A 15,504-nucleotide genomic window follows, 5' to 3' on the forward strand; every position below is an offset into this window, starting at 1 on the left:
GGCATGAGCGACACCCCGGACAGCGCCGTCCAGACCGTACGCGGATACATAGAGCAGCACCGCGCCGCCTTCCTCGACGACCTCGTCGAGTGGCTGCGCATCCCGTCCGTGTCGGCGCAGCCCGCGCACGCCCCGGACGTACGGCGCAGTGCGCGGTGGCTGGCGGACAAGCTCGGCGAGACCGGCTTCCCGGTCGCCGAGGTGTGGGAGACGGACGGCGCCCCGGCGGTCTACGCCGAGTGGCCCTCCGGCGACGAGGGCGCCCCCACCGTCCTGGTCTACGGCCACCACGACGTCCAGCCCGCCGCCCGTGAGGACGGCTGGGACACCGACCCGTTCGAGCCGGTGATCCGCGGGAACCGGCTCCACGCGCGCGGTGCCGCCGACGACAAGGGCCAGGTGTTCTTCCACACCCTGGGGGTGCGCGCCCACCTGGCGCTGACCGGCCGTACGGCGCCCGCCGTCAACCTCAAGCTGCTGGTGGAGGGCGAGGAGGAGTCCGGCTCCCCGCACTTCCGGGCGCTCGTGGAGCGGAACCGCGACCGGCTCGCCGCCGATGCCGTGGTCGTCTCGGACACGGGCATGTGGTCGGAGACCACGCCCACCGTGTGCACCGGCATGCGGGGCGTGGCGGACTGTGAGATCGAGCTGTACGGCCCGGACCAGGACATCCACTCCGGTTCCTTCGGTGGTGCCGTGCCGAACCCGGCCACGGTCGCCGCCCGGGTGGTCGCCGCGCTCCACGACGAGCACGAGCGCGTCACGGTCCCCGGCTTCTACGACGGCGTCGCGGAGCTCACCGACGCCGAACGGGCGCTGATCGCGGAGCTGCCGTTCGACGAGGACTCCTGGCTGGCGACCGCCACGTCGTACGGGACGCTCGGCGAGGCCGGCTACTCGACCCTGGAGCGGGTCTGGGCCCGCCCGACCGCCGAGGTCAACGGCATCGGAGGCGGCTACCAGGGCCCCGGCGGCAAGACGATCATCCCGTCCTCCGCGCAGGTCAAGCTGTCGTTCCGGCTGGTGGCGGGCCAGGACCCGCACAGGATCGAGGCGGCCGTGCGCGACTGGGTGGCCGCCCGCGTCCCGGCCGGCATCCGCCACAAGATCACTTTCGGTGCGCCGACGCGCCCCTGCCTGACGCCGCTCGACCACCCCGCCCTCCGGTCGGTCGTACGGTCGATGAGCCGGGCGTTCGACGGCGCGAAGGTCCGCTTCACCCGTGAGGGCGGCTCCGGCCCGGCCGCCGACCTCCAGGACGTACTGGGCGCGCCGGTGCTGTTCCTGGGGATCTCCGTGCCGTCCGACGGCTGGCACGCGCCGAACGAGAAGGTGGAACTGGATCTGCTGCTCAAGGGCGTGGAGACGACCGCCCACCTGTGGGGCGACCTGTCCGGGGCCCTGCGCTGAGCGGGCCGGCGCCGGACGGCACCCAGCTGAACGGACACCCAGGAGAACCCATCCACCGGGGGAGTTGGAAGCACAGTGAGCACCATCAGTAACGGGGCCGGGCACCGGCCCATCGGCCTCACCGCCCCGAGCGGCATCGACCGCGCGGCCCACCACCGTCTCGACGAGGCGTGGCTGGCCGCGGCGTGGAGCCACCCGACCACCCGGGTCTTCGTGGTGTCCGGTGGCCAGGCCCTGATCGACGACACCCCCGACGGCCGCACCGAACTGGTGATGACCCCGGCCTTCGAGGCGCCGGTCACCGAGACCCACCGGTACTTCCTGGGCACCGACGAGGAGGGTGTCCGGTACTTCGCGCTCCAGAAGGACTCCCTGCCCGGCCGCATGGACCAGTCCGCGCGGCCGGCCGGTCTGCGGGAGGCCGGTCTGCTGCTGTCCCCGCGCGACGCCGGGCTCCTGGTCCACGCGGTGGCGCTGGAGAACTGGCAGCGGCTGCACCGCTTCTGCTCGCGCTGCGGCGAGCGCACGGTGATCGCGGCGGCCGGCCACATCCGCCGCTGCCCGGCCTGCGGCGCCGAGCACTACCCGCGCACGGACCCGGCGGTGATCATGCTGGTGACGGACGAGGAGGACCGCGCGCTGCTGGGCCGGCAGGTCCACTGGCCGGAGGGCCGCTTCTCGACGCTGGCGGGCTTCGTGGAGCCGGGCGAGTCGATCGAGCAGTCGGTGGCCCGGGAGGTCTTCGAGGAGGCCGGGGTGACGGTCGGCGAGGTGGAGTACGTCGCCAGCCAGCCGTGGCCGTTCCCCTCCAGCCTGATGCTGGGCTTCATGGCGCGGGCCACGTCGTCCGAGATCGACGTCGACGGGGACGAGATCGAGGAGGCCCGCTGGTTCTCCCGGGAAGAGCTGCGGGCCGCGTTCGAGTCCGGCGAGGTCCTTCCCCCCTACGGAATCTCGATCGCGGCCCGTCTCATCGAGCTCTGGTACGGCAAGCCGCTGCCGAAGCCCGGGAACGTGGCGTAGGACCGACCGCGCTCAGGCGCCGATCTTCTGCTTGACCTGGGCCAGCGAGGGGTTCGTCAGCGTCGTCCCGTCGGCGAAGAGCACGGTCGGGACGGTCTGGTTGCCCCCGTTGGCCTTCTCCACGAACGCGGCCGACTCCGGGTCCTGCTCGATGTTGACCTCGGTGTACGCGATGCCCTCACGGTCCATCTGGCTCTTCAGCCGGCGGCAGTAACCGCACCACGTCGTGCTGTACATCGTCAGGCTGCCCTGCATCGTCTGCGCTCCTCGGTGTCGCTGGGGGTGGGGTGCCTCGGGGCACCAGGAAGCAGAACGTCCACCGGCGCTCCACCATTCCCGGGACCGGTACGACCGGAGGCCGGCCCTGTGGACAACCGTCCCGTCCGCCTCGGCCGACCTGGCAGCATGGCAGGGTGACAGCAGCAACGCACTCCACTCTCTTCCCGCAGGTACCGGGCTCGAGCCAGTTCACGGCCCCGCCCCGGGACGCCGACGCGGTGCTCGACGGGCTGGACCCCGAGCAGCGCGAGGTGGCGACCACCCTGCACGGTCCGGTGTGCGTGCTGGCGGGCGCCGGCACGGGCAAGACGCGCGCGATCACCCACCGGATCGCCTATGGCGTCCGCGCGGGCATACTCCAGCCCAGCAGTGTGCTGGCCGTCACCTTCACCAACCGCGCCGCCGGAGAGATGCGCGGCCGGCTGCGGCAGCTGGGCGCGGGCGGTGTCCAGGCCCGCACCTTCCACTCGGCGGCCCTCCGCCAGCTCCAGTACTTCTGGCCGAAAGCAGTCGGTGGTGAGCTGCCCCGGCTGCTGGAGCGCAAGGTCCAGCTCGTCGCGGAGGCGGGCGCCCGGTGCCGCGTCCGGCTCGACCGCAACGAGCTGCGCGACGTCACGGGCGAGATCGAATGGGCCAAGGTCACCCAGACCGTCCCCGCCGACTATCCGGCGGCCGTCGCCAAGGCCCAGCGGGACGCCCCGCGCGACCCCGCCGAAATTGGCCAGATCTATGCCATGTACGAGCAGCTGAAGCGGGACCGCTCGTCGATCGACTTCGAGGACGTCCTGCTGCTGACCGTCGGCATCCTCCAGGACCGGCACGACATCGCGGAGCGGATCCGCGGGCAGTACCAGCACTTCGTGGTGGACGAGTACCAGGACGTCTCCCCGCTCCAGCAGCGCCTGCTCGACCTGTGGCTCGGCGACCGCGACAACCTGTGCGTCGTGGGCGACGCCAGCCAGACGATCTACTCCTTCACCGGCGCCACCCCCGACCACCTGCTGAACTTCCGCACCCGGCACCCGGGCGCCACCGTGGTCAAGCTGGTCCGCGACTACCGCTCCAGCCCCCAGGTCGTCCACCTGGCCAACGGGCTCCTCGCCCAGGCCCGCGGCCGCGCCGCCGAGCACCGCCTGGAACTGGTCTCGCAGCGGGACCCCGGCCCCGACCCCGTCTACGCCGAGTACGCCGACGAACCCGCCGAGGCCGAGGGCACCGCCCGCCGCATCCGCGACCTGATCGCCGCGGGCGTCCCGGCCGGCGAGATCGCCGTGCTGTATCGGATCAACGCCCAGTCGGAGGTCTACGAGCAGGCCCTCGCCGACGCGGGCGTGCCCTACCAGCTGCGCGGCGCCGAGCGGTTCTTCGAGCGTGCCGAGGTCCGGGAGGCGGGCGTCGCCCTGCGCGGCGCCGCCCGGGCCGGGGGCAACGACTCCTTGCTGGACGACGCCGAGGACCTGCCCTCGCAGGTGCGGGCCGTGCTGTCCACCAAGGGCTGGACCACCGAGCCGCCGGCCGGCTCCGGCGCGGTCCGCGACCGCTGGGAGTCCCTGGCGGCGCTGGTCCGCCTCGCCGAGGACTTCGCCCGCGCCCGCCCCGGGGCGACCCTCGGCGACCTGGTCGCGGAGCTCGACGAGCGGGCCGCCGCCCAGCACGCCCCCACGGTGCAGGGCGTGACCCTCGCCTCGCTGCACTCGGCGAAGGGCCTGGAGTGGGACGCCGTGTTCCTCGTCGGCCTCACCGAGGGCATGATGCCGATCACCTACGCCAAGACCGACGAGCAGGTCGAGGAGGAGCGCCGCCTGCTGTACGTGGGCGTCACCCGCGCCCGGCTGCACCTCTCGCTGTCCTGGGCGCTCGCCCGCTCCCCGGGCGGCCGCGCCTCGCGCCGGCCGACGCGGTTCCTGACCGGGCTGCGCCCCGGCTCCGCCGCGCCGGGGGCCCGCACCAGGGGCGGGGGCGCCGGGATCGAGCGGGGCGGAGCGGGCGCTCCGGCGGCGGCCCGGCGGGGGCGACGAGGGCCCGTGCGGTGCCGGGTGTGCGGCGCGACGCTCACCGACGCCGGCGAGATGAAGCTGATGCGCTGCGAGGACTGCCCGTCCGACATGGACGAGGCCCTGTACGAACGGCTCCGGGACTGGCGCTCGGAGCAGGCCCGGCAGCTCGGCCAGCCCCCGTACTGCGTCTTCACCGACAAGACCCTGATGGCGATCGCCGAGACCGTGCCCGCCACCGACGGCGAACTGGCCCGCATCTCCGGGGTCGGCGTCCGCAAGCTCGGCCGCTTCGGCGCCGATGTTCTGGCCATCTGCGCAGGCCAGGAGCCCGGCGACGGTGCCGCGGAGGACTGATTCCAACTCGTCGAAAAAATAGTTTGCGCCCGCCCCGTCAAGCCCCATAGGTTCTTAACCACGGAAACGGCGGCTTCTCCGAAGCCCCGTCTTCGTGCTGTACTTATCCGAATACGCGCGGGACCGGTTCCGACCGATCCCCCCCGAGACGCCGAGAGGAGGCGATTGAAGTGATCAGCATCAACAGCAGCTCCGTCAGCACCACCGCCAAAATGACCGATCGCGTCGTCGTCTCCGCCTGCTCGCTCGGCCTCTCCCGTTCGGCCCTCGTGGGCACCGGTCTGCCCGGCTTCGCAGCCGTGCGTCCGGCCACCCTCCTGGCCGCTCTCCCCGTCCGGGAGCGCGCCGAGCGACCGACCGAGGCACTGGAAGCAGGAGTAGCAGCAGGCAAGGCCCAGGCCTATGCCTTTGCGGCGACCGGTGCCGAAACCAAGACGCAGAAGCAGCAGCACCACACGATGTGGGCCTTCCGTGGGCTCGAACCCTGGAGTGATCCAGCCTGATCCGAGATCAGGCCGGCGCCTTCAGGGCCGCGGAACCCCACCCGGGATCCGCGGCCCTTCTGTTTTGCCCGAACGGGCGAAGCGGAGCGAAGGGGCCTCGGGACGACGCAGTACCCGGTACCAGCCCACCGGCCAACAGGCCGGACCGACCAGACGAGGAAAACGAAACCGTGCAACTCGAAGCGCACGCCCCGTCCGTACCGCCTTCCGAAACGCTCCCCCCGCCCGGTCTCACGGAGGACTCCGCCTTGACCCCCCTCACCGCGCTCACCGCGCTCGACGACGCCATCGAGAACCTCGGCGTACCCGTCCCGTGCCGCTCCTACGACCCGGAGGTCTTCTTCGCCGAGTCGCCGGCCGACGTCGAGTACGCCAAGTCCCTCTGCCGTACGTGCCCGCTCGTGGAGGCCTGCCTCGCGGGCGCCAAGGAGCGGCGCGAGCCGTGGGGCGTCTGGGGTGGTGAGCTCTTCGTCCAGGGCGTGGTCGTCGCCCGCAAGCGGCCCCGTGGCCGCCCGCGCAAGAACCCGGTCACGGCATGAACGTCCGCGCCGGAACCATCGACCGCCCCCTCACGCACGATCCCCAGAAGCAGGCCCCGATGACCTCTTCCACCAGCGAGCCGTCCGGCTCCGCGACCCCAGCCTTCAGCACCCCCGGCGCGACCGTTCCGCGCCAGAACAGGAACCGTGAGATGCAACTCATCCAAGAAGCCCTGGCACGCGCCCATATGCATCAGCGCATGCAGGAAGCCGACGCGGAACGCCAGGCCCTGCGCCTGGTCGCCGCGCGGCGCATGCAGCGCCGTGCCGAGCGCGTGTCCCTGCGCGCCCGGCGCGCGCTGGCCATGGCCGTCATGAACTAGTGCCGACCCGGCACTGAATCACCTTGCGGGGACCGGTCCTGACGGGCCGGTCCCCGCGGTGCGTGGCGCGCGGCCCCGGCCGCCCGGCGGGGTTATCGTCTCGTGGTGAACGAGCGGACTCCTCCCCCCGCGCAGCCGGGAGCGCCGAACGTGGTGTGCTCCCGCTGCGGCGCGACCGCCGACAGCCTCCCGGTGACGTGGACCTGTTCCGTGGAGAACGGCGGCCGCCTCTACTTCTGCGACGACTGCGCCCGGGCCCACCTCAGAGCCATCGAGAGCAGGCTCGACTCCTCCTGGTGGTGACCCCGGCGCGGCCGGCGGACCCGTGCGGCCGGCCGCACGGGCCCCGCACCGGTCCACTCGCACGGACCGGCCGTGACCCGGGGCACGGTCAGACGTGCGCCTCCACCGGTGCCGGATCGGCGTCGTCCTCCGGCAGGAACCCGGGCAGCCACGACTCCAGTTCGTCGCGCAGCCTCACCGTCGCGTTCAGCTGGCACAGCACCCCGATGGTGCTCAGCGTCACCCGGTGGATCAGCAGGTACGACGGCGGCAGATTGAGCTGCTTGCCCAACTGGTGTGCGGGAGAACGCAGATCGGCGAGCCGGGTGGCCTGGCCGCGTATCCAGTCACGGGTGAAGGTGAACTCGTCCACCTCCGCCGGCTCGATGATCGGCAGCAGGTACTCCAGCACCGCGTCCGGGTCCAGCTCGATGGTCTCCTTGACGAACCCCTCCTTCCGGAGCAGTTCGTACACCGCCTCCGAATCGCCCTCCAGGGCCATGCGCAGGGAGGCTCCGATGGTCTCCGGCAGACCGCCCGGCAGCCGGTCGACGGTGCCGAAGTCCAGCACCCCGAGCCGCCGGCCCGCCACGTCCGCCTCGTCCCCGCCCGGCAGCAGACGGAAGTTGCCCGGGTGCGGATCCGCGTGGAGCAGGCCCGTCCGCGCCGGCCCGGAGAAGAGGAACCTCGCGAGCAACTGCCCCGCCCGGTCCCGCTCCTCCGCGCTACCCGTCGCGATGATCTCCGACAGCGGCGTCCCGTCGATCCACTCGGTCACCAGCACCTGGTCGGACTGGTGCACCACGTCCGGCACCACCACGTCCGGATCGTCCGCGAACACGGCGGCGTGCTCCCGCTGGGCCTCCGCCTCCAGGCCGTAGTCCAGCTCCTCGGCCACCCGGTCCCGCATCTCCGCGATCAGCGGTTTGATGTCCATGCCCGGCACCAGCGGCCCCAGCATCCGGGCCACCCGGCTCAGCTGTGTCAGGTCCGACAGCAGGGCCTCGCCCGCTCCCGGGTACTGCACCTTCACCGCCACCCGGCGCCCGTCGTGCCACACGGCCCGGTGGACCTGGCCGATCGACGCGGCAGCCGACGGCTTGTCCTCGAACTCCAGGAACAGCTCCCGCCATTCCTCGCCCAGCCGCTCCTGGAGCACCGCGTGCACCGTACGCGTCGGCATGGGCGGTGCGGCCTCCTGGAGCTTGGTCAGCGCCGCCCGGTAGGGGCCCGCCATCTCCTCGGGCAGCGCCGCCTCGAAGACGGACAGTGCCTGCCCGAGCTTCATCGCACCCCCCTTCAGCTCCCCCAGCACGCGGAACAGCTGGTCCGCCGTGCGCTGCTGGAGCTCGCGAGCGACGAGCTCCGCGGACTTCCCCCCGATCCGCTTGCCCAGCCCCCACGTGGCCCGGCCCGCGAAGCCCAGGGGCAACGCGGCCAACTTGACGGTACGGGTTACCGCCTTCCGGGGTAGATCAGACATGCGCCCCTCCAAATCCGGAACTGCCGTGCCGCGTTTGCCGTAGGCGTCGCTTCGCCGGCCGCGGTTACCCCGCCATTGTGTCCTGCCCGCTCGCGGGGCCCGAGGCGCGCATCCCCTCCGGCCTCCGGCCCGCCCCGCAGGGGCAGCCGGCATGGGGCGACAACCGCTCCGAGCGCCACTCCAGCAACGGCAGCGACACCTCCCACCGGGCGCCGGTGCTCGCGGGAAGCTCTCCGTCCAGGAACGCCACCGCATGAGCCGCCGCGAGCCCCGCGACCGCCGCCGCGAGCCCCTGGTCGCACGCTGGCACCCTGCTACGCCGCCCCGAACGCCACTGCGCCAGCATCCGGGGCCACGCCGGATCCCGGTCGGACCGCTCCCGCTCCACACACCCCGCGCACGCCGTGCCGCCCGGCAGCACCAGAGGACCCACCACACCCGTCGCCTCGATCACCCCGGCGTACAGATGGGGTGTGCCGGTGGCCACCCAGTCGTCGGCGGTCACCGGGTCCGGGGCGTACGCCGCCAGACCGTCCCGCGGAGCGACCACCACCAGGGACAGCCCGGGCTCCGATCCCGCGGCCCTGCCGTCCCGGACCGCCCGGCCGCCCGGGGCCGACCGCCCCACCAGCCTCCGCGCCGCCGCGTCACGCCGCTCACCGACCGCCTCCGCCGGCAGCCCGCCGGGCGCCACGTCCCACGGCTCGACGCGGTCGCCGTCCCGCACCTCCACCCGGCCCACACCCGAGGCCGACAGCAGGGCGGCCACCGCCGCCCCCACCCGCCCGGCGCCCCGCACCTGCACCCGCATCCCCCGCCGCGCCGCCAACCGCCGCGCCGCGCCGCCCGGTTCGCGGTGGACGACGGACAGCGACCCCAGGTCGGCCCGGAGCCGGTCGAGCGCCCCGCTCTCCCCGCGCAGCGCGTCGGTGGCCGGGGCGCCGGCCACCGGATCCTCCAGCAGGCCCGCCTCCGCCAGCCGGTCCAGCAGGGCCTCCAGCCGTCCGTCGGGCAGACCCAGCGCCCGCGCCTCCTCCCGCAACAGCTCCAGCCCCCGCGTCCCGTCGAACAGGGTGAGGAGACTGCCCGTCGTCGTGTCCACCGGCCCGACCACCACCGCGTGCGCGGGCGCCGCCCCGAACTGCACGAACTGCAGATTCCGCCAGGCCCGCCGCAGCGCCGGCTTCAGCATCGGATGCATATCCGCCCCCGTGATCCTCATCCTCGACGGCCGCCGGCGATCTCCGGTGAAGCCGGCGAACTCGTCGATCTCCCGGCGTCAGAATGCCCGGCACCGGCGACCGCCGCGGAAAGTTGTCCACAGGTACGGGGTATTAGTCGTTCAAATGGTGCAGGCTGTGGAGGGATCACGCGTCAACCGCTCGGGAGGCGGGACTTCCCGTGCTGACAGCGGGTAACGTCGGGGCGTGCCCGCCGACCCCCAGCCCACATCCGCGAGCGAACCGTCCCACGGCGCGGGGACGCGTGCGGTCGAGGTCCGCAGGAGCTCCCGGCGCAACCGGACCGTCTCCGCCTACCGGGAGGGCGACCTGACGGTCGTGCTCATCCCTGCCCGCATGTCCGAGGCGGAGGAGCGGCGCTGGGTGGGCGTGATGCTCGACAAGCTCGCCGCCCAGGAGAGCAGGCGCACCCTCGGTGACACGGAGCTGGCCGAGCGGGCGGAGCGCCTGTCCGACCAGTACTTCGGCGGCAGGGCGCGGCCCACGTCCGTGCGGTGGGTGACCAATCAGAACACCCGCTGGGGCTCCTGCACCCCGGCAGAGGGCAGCATCCGCCTGTCGCACCGGCTGCAGGGCATGCCGGAGTACGTCGTGGACTACGTCCTCGTCCACGAGCTGGCCCATCTCCTCGTCCCCGGGCACGGGCCCCGGTTCTGGCGGCTGCTGGAGGCCTACCCCCGCACCGAGCGGGCCCGCGGCTACCTGGAGGGCGTCGTCGCGGCGGCCCGGCTGCCGCACCTTCCGGCCGGTCGCGGAGAGTGACATTCGTCGATCCTGTACCGAAACAGTCCCGACTTGGCTCAATGTCGTCGCCAGCCGTTAGCCTGGCGCGACGCATTCGAAAATTCGGGATGGGGGACGGTCGTTACGCATGGCCAGGGAATTCCAACGGGGCCACAAGGCCAAGATCAGCGATCTCACACCCGGAACCGATCTGTACGTGGGTGTGCAGATCGGCGCTCCAGGTCTGACCTTCGACATCAGCTGCTTCGGCCTGGACGCCAATGAGCAGCTCTCGGACGACCGGTATTTCATCTTCTTCAACCAGCCGAAGTCGCCCGAGGAGTCCGTCCAGCTGCTCGGCGCGCAGGCCGGTGACACCGAGTCCTTCCGCGTCACGCTCGACCGCGTCCCGCCGCACATCCACAAGCTGTCCTTCACCGCCACGATCGACGGCGCCGGGCAGATGTCCCAGGTGGGCCCCGGTTACCTGCGCATCGTCGCCGGTGGCGAGGAGGTCGCCCGGTACGCGTTCGACGGTTCGGAGTTCAGCACCGAGCGCGCCGTGATGCTCGGGGACTTCTACCTCAAGGACGTCTGGCGGTTCGCCGCCGTCGGCCAGGGCTTCGACGGCGGGCTGGAGGCGCTGCTGAAGAACTTCGGCGGCGAGGTCGCCGAGGAGGAGCCCGCCGCCCCGCAGCAGCCGGCACAGGCCGCGGCGCCGTCCTTCGCACCGCCGCCCTTCGCCGCCCCCGCCGCCCCCGGCGCGCCCGCCGCGCCGCAGGCGCCGCAGCCCGCACCGTCGTTCGGCGCCCCCGCGGCACCCGCGCCGGCACCCGCACCCGTGCCCGCCCCGGCGCCGCCCGCGCCCGCCCAGCCGGTGCACACCGCGCCGACGCTGGCCGCGCCGATCGCCCCCGCCGCGCCGACCCCGCCGCACGGCGCCCCGGCCGCCCCGTACGGCCAGCCGCCCCAGCAGCCGGTCCCGCCCCAGCAGCCGCAGTACGGTCAGGTCCCCGGCCAGACCCCGCCGCACGGTGCCCCGGCGCCGTACGGCCAGCCCGCGCCCGCCCCTTACGGCCAGCAGCAGTACCCGCAGCAGCCGTACGGACAGCAGCCGCCCATGGGCATGCCGCCCGGTGGGATGCCCCCCGGCATGCCCCAGGGCGTTCCGCAGGGCGTGCCCCAGGGCGGTGCCGGACTGGAGGCGGCACTCCAGAAGTACCGCGAGACCGCCACCGGACAGCGCTGGACTCCGCAGAACCAGCAGCTCATGCGGGTCGACCTGGCCATGGGCGGCACCCCCGTCCTGGCGCGCCAGGGCAGCATGGTCATGTACCAGGGCAAGGTCGACTTCGGCTACAAGGGGGCCGGTTTCTCCGGCCGCATGGTCGGCAACGCCACGGGCCAGGAGATGCAGCTCATGCGCTGCACCGGACGCGGCCAGGTGTTCCTCGCCGAGAACGGCGCACACCTGCACCCCATCGAGCTCCAGGGCGACGGCATCTGCGTCTCCGCCGAGAACGTCCTCGCCTTCGACGAGTCGCTGCAGTACGAGGTCCGCCGCATCGAGGGCCACGGCATCCCCGGCGGGGCGCTGTTCACCATGCAGTTCCAGGGCACCGGCACGGTCGTGGTGAAGACCCACGGCGTCCCCGTCGTCCTGCCCGTCACCCCGACCACCTTCGCGGACTGCAACGCGGTGGTCGCCTGGTCGGCCGCCTCCCAGGTGATCCTCTCCAGCCAGGTCCGGCTGCGCCGGAACGCCTATCCGGGACACAGCGGGGAGACCGTCAACCTCCAGTTCCGGGGCGCCCCCGGCAACTTCATCGTCGTCCAGCCCTACGAGGTCTAGAGGGAGCCCGAACATGAACCAGCAACTCGCGGGCTACGCCCCGACCCCCGTGGCGGCCCGGATGGAGAACCACGGCCGGCACATGCTCAAGGTCGCCATGGCCTCCGGCCAGGACCTCTTCGCCCGTACCGGCTCCGTCGTCGCCTACGAGGGCTTCGTGCAGTACGAGCCGAACCCGCCCGCCGTCCGCCAGATCGCCTCTCAGTGGGTCACCGGCGAGGGCGCGCCGGTCATGAAGTGCTCCGGCGACGGCCTGCTCTACCTCGCCGACTACGGCGCCGACGTCGTCGTCATCAACCTCGACAACGACGCGCTCTCCGTCAACGGCACCAATGTGCTGGCCTTCGACGCCCACCTCCAGTGGGGCGCCGAGAGGGTCAAGGGCATGGCGAAGTTCGCCGGACAGGGCCTGTGGAACGTCCAGTTCGCCGGTACCGGCTGGGTCGCCCTGACCTCCCGCGGCACCCCGATCGTCGTCGACTGCGGCCGCGGCGAGGACGAGACGTACGTCGACCCCGACGCCCTCGTGGCGTGGTCCCCGACGCTCAAGGTCAAGGGCAAGCGCAGCTTCAAGGCCTCCTCCCTCATCGGGCGGGGCAGCGGAGAGGCGTACCAGATGGCCTTCTCGGGGCAGGGCATCGTCGTCGTACAGCCGAGCGAGGACAGCACCGACCGCCTGCGGATCCGGGGCTGAGGGGGAGCGAGAACAACCATGCAGAGCCCGCTTTTCAGCAACACCGAACAGCAGAGCCAGGAGCGGTACGTCGTGCAGAACCCGCAGCTCCTGCGGGTCGCCCTCACCGGCCACGACGACGTCCTCGCCCGCAAGGGCGCCATGGTCGCGTACCAGGGGCTGATCGACTTCGACGGCGAGTACCAGAACAACAACCAGAGGCGCGCCCGCGCCAACACCGGTGAAGGCCTGGACCTGATGCGCTGCTCGGGGCAGGGCACGGTCTACTTCGCCAACCTGGCCCAGTACATCCACGTCGTGGACGTCGACCACGAGGGCATGACCGTGGACAGCTCCTACGTGCTGGCGCTGGACTCCGCGCTGCACACCGAGGTGATCGCCGTGGACAGCCAGTACGGCATCTCGGGGTCCGGCAAGTACCAGCTGAACATCTCCGGCCGGGGCAAGGTCGCGCTGATGACCTCCGGGCAGCCGCTGATGATGGAGGTCACGCCGGAGAAGTACGTCAACGCCGACGCCGACGCGATCGTCGCCTGGTCGTCGTCGCTGCGCGTCCAGATGCAGGCGCAGACCCACTCGTCCAACGTGCGCCGCCGCCGGGGCAGCACCGGGGAGGGCTGGGAGCTGAGCTTCCTGGGGCAGGGCTTCGCGCTCGTCCAGCCCAGCGAGGTCATGCCGCCGCAGAACGCCGACATCGGGCAGGGGGTCGGCGCCCAGTTCGGCGTCGGCCAGCACGGCGCCCGCGCCCAGAACCAGAACAACGCCTGGAACTGACGGACGGCACACGGGTAAGGGGCGGTCACCATGGGTGGCCGCCCCTTACCCGTCTCCCCGCCGCCGTCCTAGAGCGCCGCGCGGGCCGCCCCGACCAGCCGGACGACCGACGCGTCGGCCACCGCCGCCACCTCGTCGTAACCGAACCAGCGCAGGTCGAGCGACTCCTCGCTGATCGCCGCCACGGCGTCCGGGGGAGCGATCGCCACGTACTGCACGTCGAGGTGCCAGTGGCAGGGCGCCGGGATCGGGTGCCGGTCCAGCCGGGCCGGACCGCCCGGAAGCAGCGTCAGGCCCGGGATGCCGGACTCCTCCGTCGCCTCCCGCAGCGCCGCCGCGGCGAGCGTCCCGTCACCGGGCTCGCAGTGGCCGCCCATCTGCAGCCACATGCCCAGCTTCTTGTGCAGGGTCAGCAGGACCCTGCCGCGCTCCGGGTCCACCACCAGGGCGCTGGCCGTCAGGTGCCCGGCCCCGCACGCCTTCCACATGCCGTCCGGATGGGCCGCGAGATGGTCCAGATAGACCTGGCGCAGCTCCGGCTGGTCCTCGTACTCCTTCAGTACGAGGACGGCGTCGTCGTGCAGGCTCACGTGCCGGACTCGCCCTCGCCCTTGTCCTGCCCGCCCTCGTCCTTGCCGCGGTCCTGCCCGTCCCGGCCGCCCCCGTCCCGCCCGGCTGCCTCGCCGAGCATCTTGTCGAGCTCCGAGAAGTCCAGGTGCTCGCGGTGGACGAAACCGTCCGGGTCGTCCAGGTCGGACGCCGTCGGCAGCATGTCCGGGTGCGCCCACAGCCCGTCACGGCCGTCGACCCCGCGCGCGTCCGTGAGCGACGCCCACAGGCGCGAGGCGTCCCGCAGCCGGCGGGGCCGCAGCTCGAGGCCGATCAGCGTGGCGAACGTCTGCTCGGCGGGGCCGCCCGACGCGCGGCGGCGGCGCAGCGTCTCGCGCAGCGCGCCGGCCGACGTCAGCCGGCTCTTGGCGGCCTCGTGCACGACCGCGTCCACCCAGCCCTCGACCAGCGCAAGAGCGGTCTCCAGACGTGCCAGGGCGGCCTTCTGCTCCGGGGTGTCCTCCGGCTGGAACATGCCCTGCTGGAGGGCTTCCTGCAGCTGCTCCGGGTTGGACGGGTCGAGCCCGCCGACCGCGTCCTCCAGCTTGCCCGTGTCGACCTTGATCCCGCGGGCGTACCCCTCGACCGCGCCGAACAGGTGCGAGCGCAGCCACGGCACGTGGGCGAAGAGCCGCTGGTGGGCGGCCTCACGCAGGGCCAGGTACAGCCGCACCTCGTCCTGCGGCACCCCCAGGTCCTTGCCGAACGCCGTCACGTTCAGCGGCAGCAGCGCGGCCTTGCCGGCCGGCCCCAGGGGCAGCCCGACATCGGTGGAACCGACCACCTCACCGGCCAGGACACCCACGGCCTGGCCGATCTGCTGACCGAACATGGCGCCGCCCATGGAGCGCATCATGCCGATCAGCGGGCCGGCCATGGCCTGCATCTCCTCGGGCAGGACGTTCCCCATCGCGGCGCCGACCTGCTCGGCGACCGGGTCCACCAGCTGCTGCCAGGCGGGCAGCGTCGCCTCCACCCACTCGGCGCGGCTCCACGCCACCGCGGTGCCCGCCCCCGACGGCAGGGACGTCACGCCGTCCAGCCAGAGGTCGGCCAGGCGCACGGCCTCCTCGACGGCCGCCCGCTCGGCGGGGCCGACGCTGGCGTCCTTGGTGCCGTCCGACGTGCCCTGGGACACCGTCTGGCGGGCGATCTGCTTGGCCATGTCCCAGTTGACGGGACCGCCCTCGTAGCTCAGCATCTGGCCGAGCTGCTGGAAGGCCGCTCCCAGGTCCGTGGGGTTCAGCGAGCCGAACATCGCGGCGAACGGGTTGTCCCCGCCGCCCGGCATGCCGCCGAACCCGAAGGGGTTGCCACCGGCACCCTGGCCACCTTCGGCAGGTCCCTTCTTCTTGCCTTCGTCGCCGTCCTCCGGCTCCTCCGGCGGAAGGCCGAATCCGAATGGGGTGTCACTCACG

General features: G+C 72.7%; 16 protein-coding genes. 11 read left to right on the plus strand and 5 right to left on the minus strand.

What is annotated here, in order from left to right; all coding sequences use genetic code 11:
* Window positions 1-3: 3 nt before the first annotated feature.
* Window positions 4-1,410 (plus strand): dipeptidase, encoded by a 1,407-nt coding sequence (locus A4V12_RS07690; RefSeq protein ID WP_064068477.1) that lies wholly within the window; start codon window positions 4-6, stop codon window positions 1,408-1,410.
* A gap of 75 nt (window positions 1,411-1,485) precedes the next feature.
* Window positions 1,486-2,433, plus strand: a complete 948-nt coding sequence (nudC, locus tag A4V12_RS07695) for an NAD(+) diphosphatase (protein ID WP_064068478.1) — start codon at window positions 1,486-1,488, stop codon at window positions 2,431-2,433.
* Between the two features lie 12 nt (window positions 2,434-2,445).
* Here nudC and A4V12_RS07700 read toward each other — a convergent pair whose 3' ends face one another.
* Window positions 2,446-2,688 carry a mycoredoxin gene (locus tag A4V12_RS07700; RefSeq protein ID WP_064068479.1) on the minus strand — a complete coding sequence of 81 codons (243 nt, stop codon included), beginning with the start codon at window positions 2,686-2,688 and terminating at the stop codon, window positions 2,446-2,448.
* Window positions 2,689-2,846: 158 nt separating this feature from the next.
* Here A4V12_RS07700 and A4V12_RS07705 point away from each other — a divergent pair, with 158 nt between their 5' ends.
* The 5 genes from A4V12_RS07705 (at window position 2,847) to A4V12_RS07725 (ending at window position 6,731) form a co-directional block, all read left to right on the plus strand.
* Window positions 2,847-5,063 (plus strand): ATP-dependent DNA helicase UvrD2, encoded by a 2,217-nt coding sequence (locus A4V12_RS07705; RefSeq protein WP_064068480.1) that lies wholly within the window; start codon window positions 2,847-2,849, stop codon window positions 5,061-5,063.
* Window positions 5,064-5,233: 170 nt separating this feature from the next.
* Window positions 5,234-5,566: a hypothetical protein gene (locus A4V12_RS07710; RefSeq protein WP_064068481.1), complete on the plus strand. Its 333-nt coding sequence runs from the start codon at window positions 5,234-5,236 to the stop codon at window positions 5,564-5,566.
* A gap of 170 nt (window positions 5,567-5,736) precedes the next feature.
* Window positions 5,737-6,105: a WhiB family transcriptional regulator gene (locus A4V12_RS07715; protein WP_064068482.1), complete on the plus strand. Its 369-nt coding sequence runs from the start codon at window positions 5,737-5,739 to the stop codon at window positions 6,103-6,105.
* Entirely contained in the window at window positions 6,102-6,428 is a 327-nt protein-coding gene (locus A4V12_RS07720) for a hypothetical protein (protein ID WP_064068483.1), read from the plus strand. The genes A4V12_RS07715 and A4V12_RS07720 overlap by 4 nt, the downstream gene beginning before the upstream one ends.
* A gap of 105 nt (window positions 6,429-6,533) precedes the next feature.
* Complete coding sequence (locus tag A4V12_RS07725) at window positions 6,534-6,731, plus strand: hypothetical protein (RefSeq protein WP_199831235.1); 198 nt, start codon at window positions 6,534-6,536, stop codon at window positions 6,729-6,731.
* A gap of 88 nt (window positions 6,732-6,819) precedes the next feature.
* On the opposite strand, the gene A4V12_RS07730 is transcribed toward A4V12_RS07725, so the two are convergent.
* Window positions 6,820-8,193, minus strand: coding sequence for an ABC1 kinase family protein (locus A4V12_RS07730; RefSeq protein ID WP_064068485.1), 1,374 nt, complete (start codon window positions 8,191-8,193; stop codon window positions 6,820-6,822).
* A gap of 64 nt (window positions 8,194-8,257) precedes the next feature.
* Window positions 8,258-9,394 (minus strand): TOMM precursor leader peptide-binding protein, encoded by a 1,137-nt coding sequence (locus A4V12_RS07735; protein WP_064068594.1) that lies wholly within the window; start codon window positions 9,392-9,394, stop codon window positions 8,258-8,260.
* A gap of 226 nt (window positions 9,395-9,620) precedes the next feature.
* Between A4V12_RS07735 and A4V12_RS07740 the strand changes: the two genes are divergently transcribed.
* The 4 genes from A4V12_RS07740 (at window position 9,621) to A4V12_RS07755 (ending at window position 13,477) form a co-directional block, all read left to right on the plus strand.
* Complete coding sequence (locus tag A4V12_RS07740; RefSeq protein WP_064068486.1) at window positions 9,621-10,196, plus strand: M48 metallopeptidase family protein; 576 nt, start codon at window positions 9,621-9,623, stop codon at window positions 10,194-10,196.
* A 109-nt stretch (window positions 10,197-10,305) separates the two neighbouring features.
* The gene (locus tag A4V12_RS07745; RefSeq protein ID WP_064068487.1) at window positions 10,306-12,009 is read left to right on the plus strand and encodes a TerD family protein; all 1,704 of its coding nucleotides are present in this window, start codon (window positions 10,306-10,308) and stop codon (window positions 12,007-12,009) included.
* A gap of 13 nt (window positions 12,010-12,022) precedes the next feature.
* On the plus strand, window positions 12,023-12,703 hold the full coding sequence (locus A4V12_RS07750; RefSeq protein ID WP_064068488.1) for an AIM24 family protein: 681 nt from the start codon (window positions 12,023-12,025) through the stop codon (window positions 12,701-12,703).
* A gap of 18 nt (window positions 12,704-12,721) precedes the next feature.
* On the plus strand, window positions 12,722-13,477 hold the full coding sequence (locus A4V12_RS07755) for an AIM24 family protein (RefSeq protein ID WP_064068489.1): 756 nt from the start codon (window positions 12,722-12,724) through the stop codon (window positions 13,475-13,477).
* A gap of 68 nt (window positions 13,478-13,545) precedes the next feature.
* Here the strand turns inward: A4V12_RS07755 and A4V12_RS07760 are convergent, their stop codons facing one another.
* Both A4V12_RS07760 and A4V12_RS07765 read right to left on the minus strand, forming a co-directional pair.
* Window positions 13,546-14,067: an NUDIX hydrolase gene (locus A4V12_RS07760; protein WP_064068490.1), complete on the minus strand. Its 522-nt coding sequence runs from the start codon at window positions 14,065-14,067 to the stop codon at window positions 13,546-13,548.
* Window positions 14,064-15,503, minus strand: a complete 1,440-nt coding sequence (locus tag A4V12_RS07765; protein ID WP_064068491.1) for a zinc-dependent metalloprotease — start codon at window positions 15,501-15,503, stop codon at window positions 14,064-14,066. Before A4V12_RS07765 ends, A4V12_RS07760 begins: the two co-directional genes overlap by 4 nt.
* Between the last annotated feature and the right edge of the window lies 1 nt (window position 15,504).

This window comes from Streptomyces noursei, from assembly GCF_001646665.1.
Lineage (GTDB): Bacteria > Actinomycetota > Actinomycetes > Streptomycetales > Streptomycetaceae > Streptomyces > Streptomyces lavendulocolor.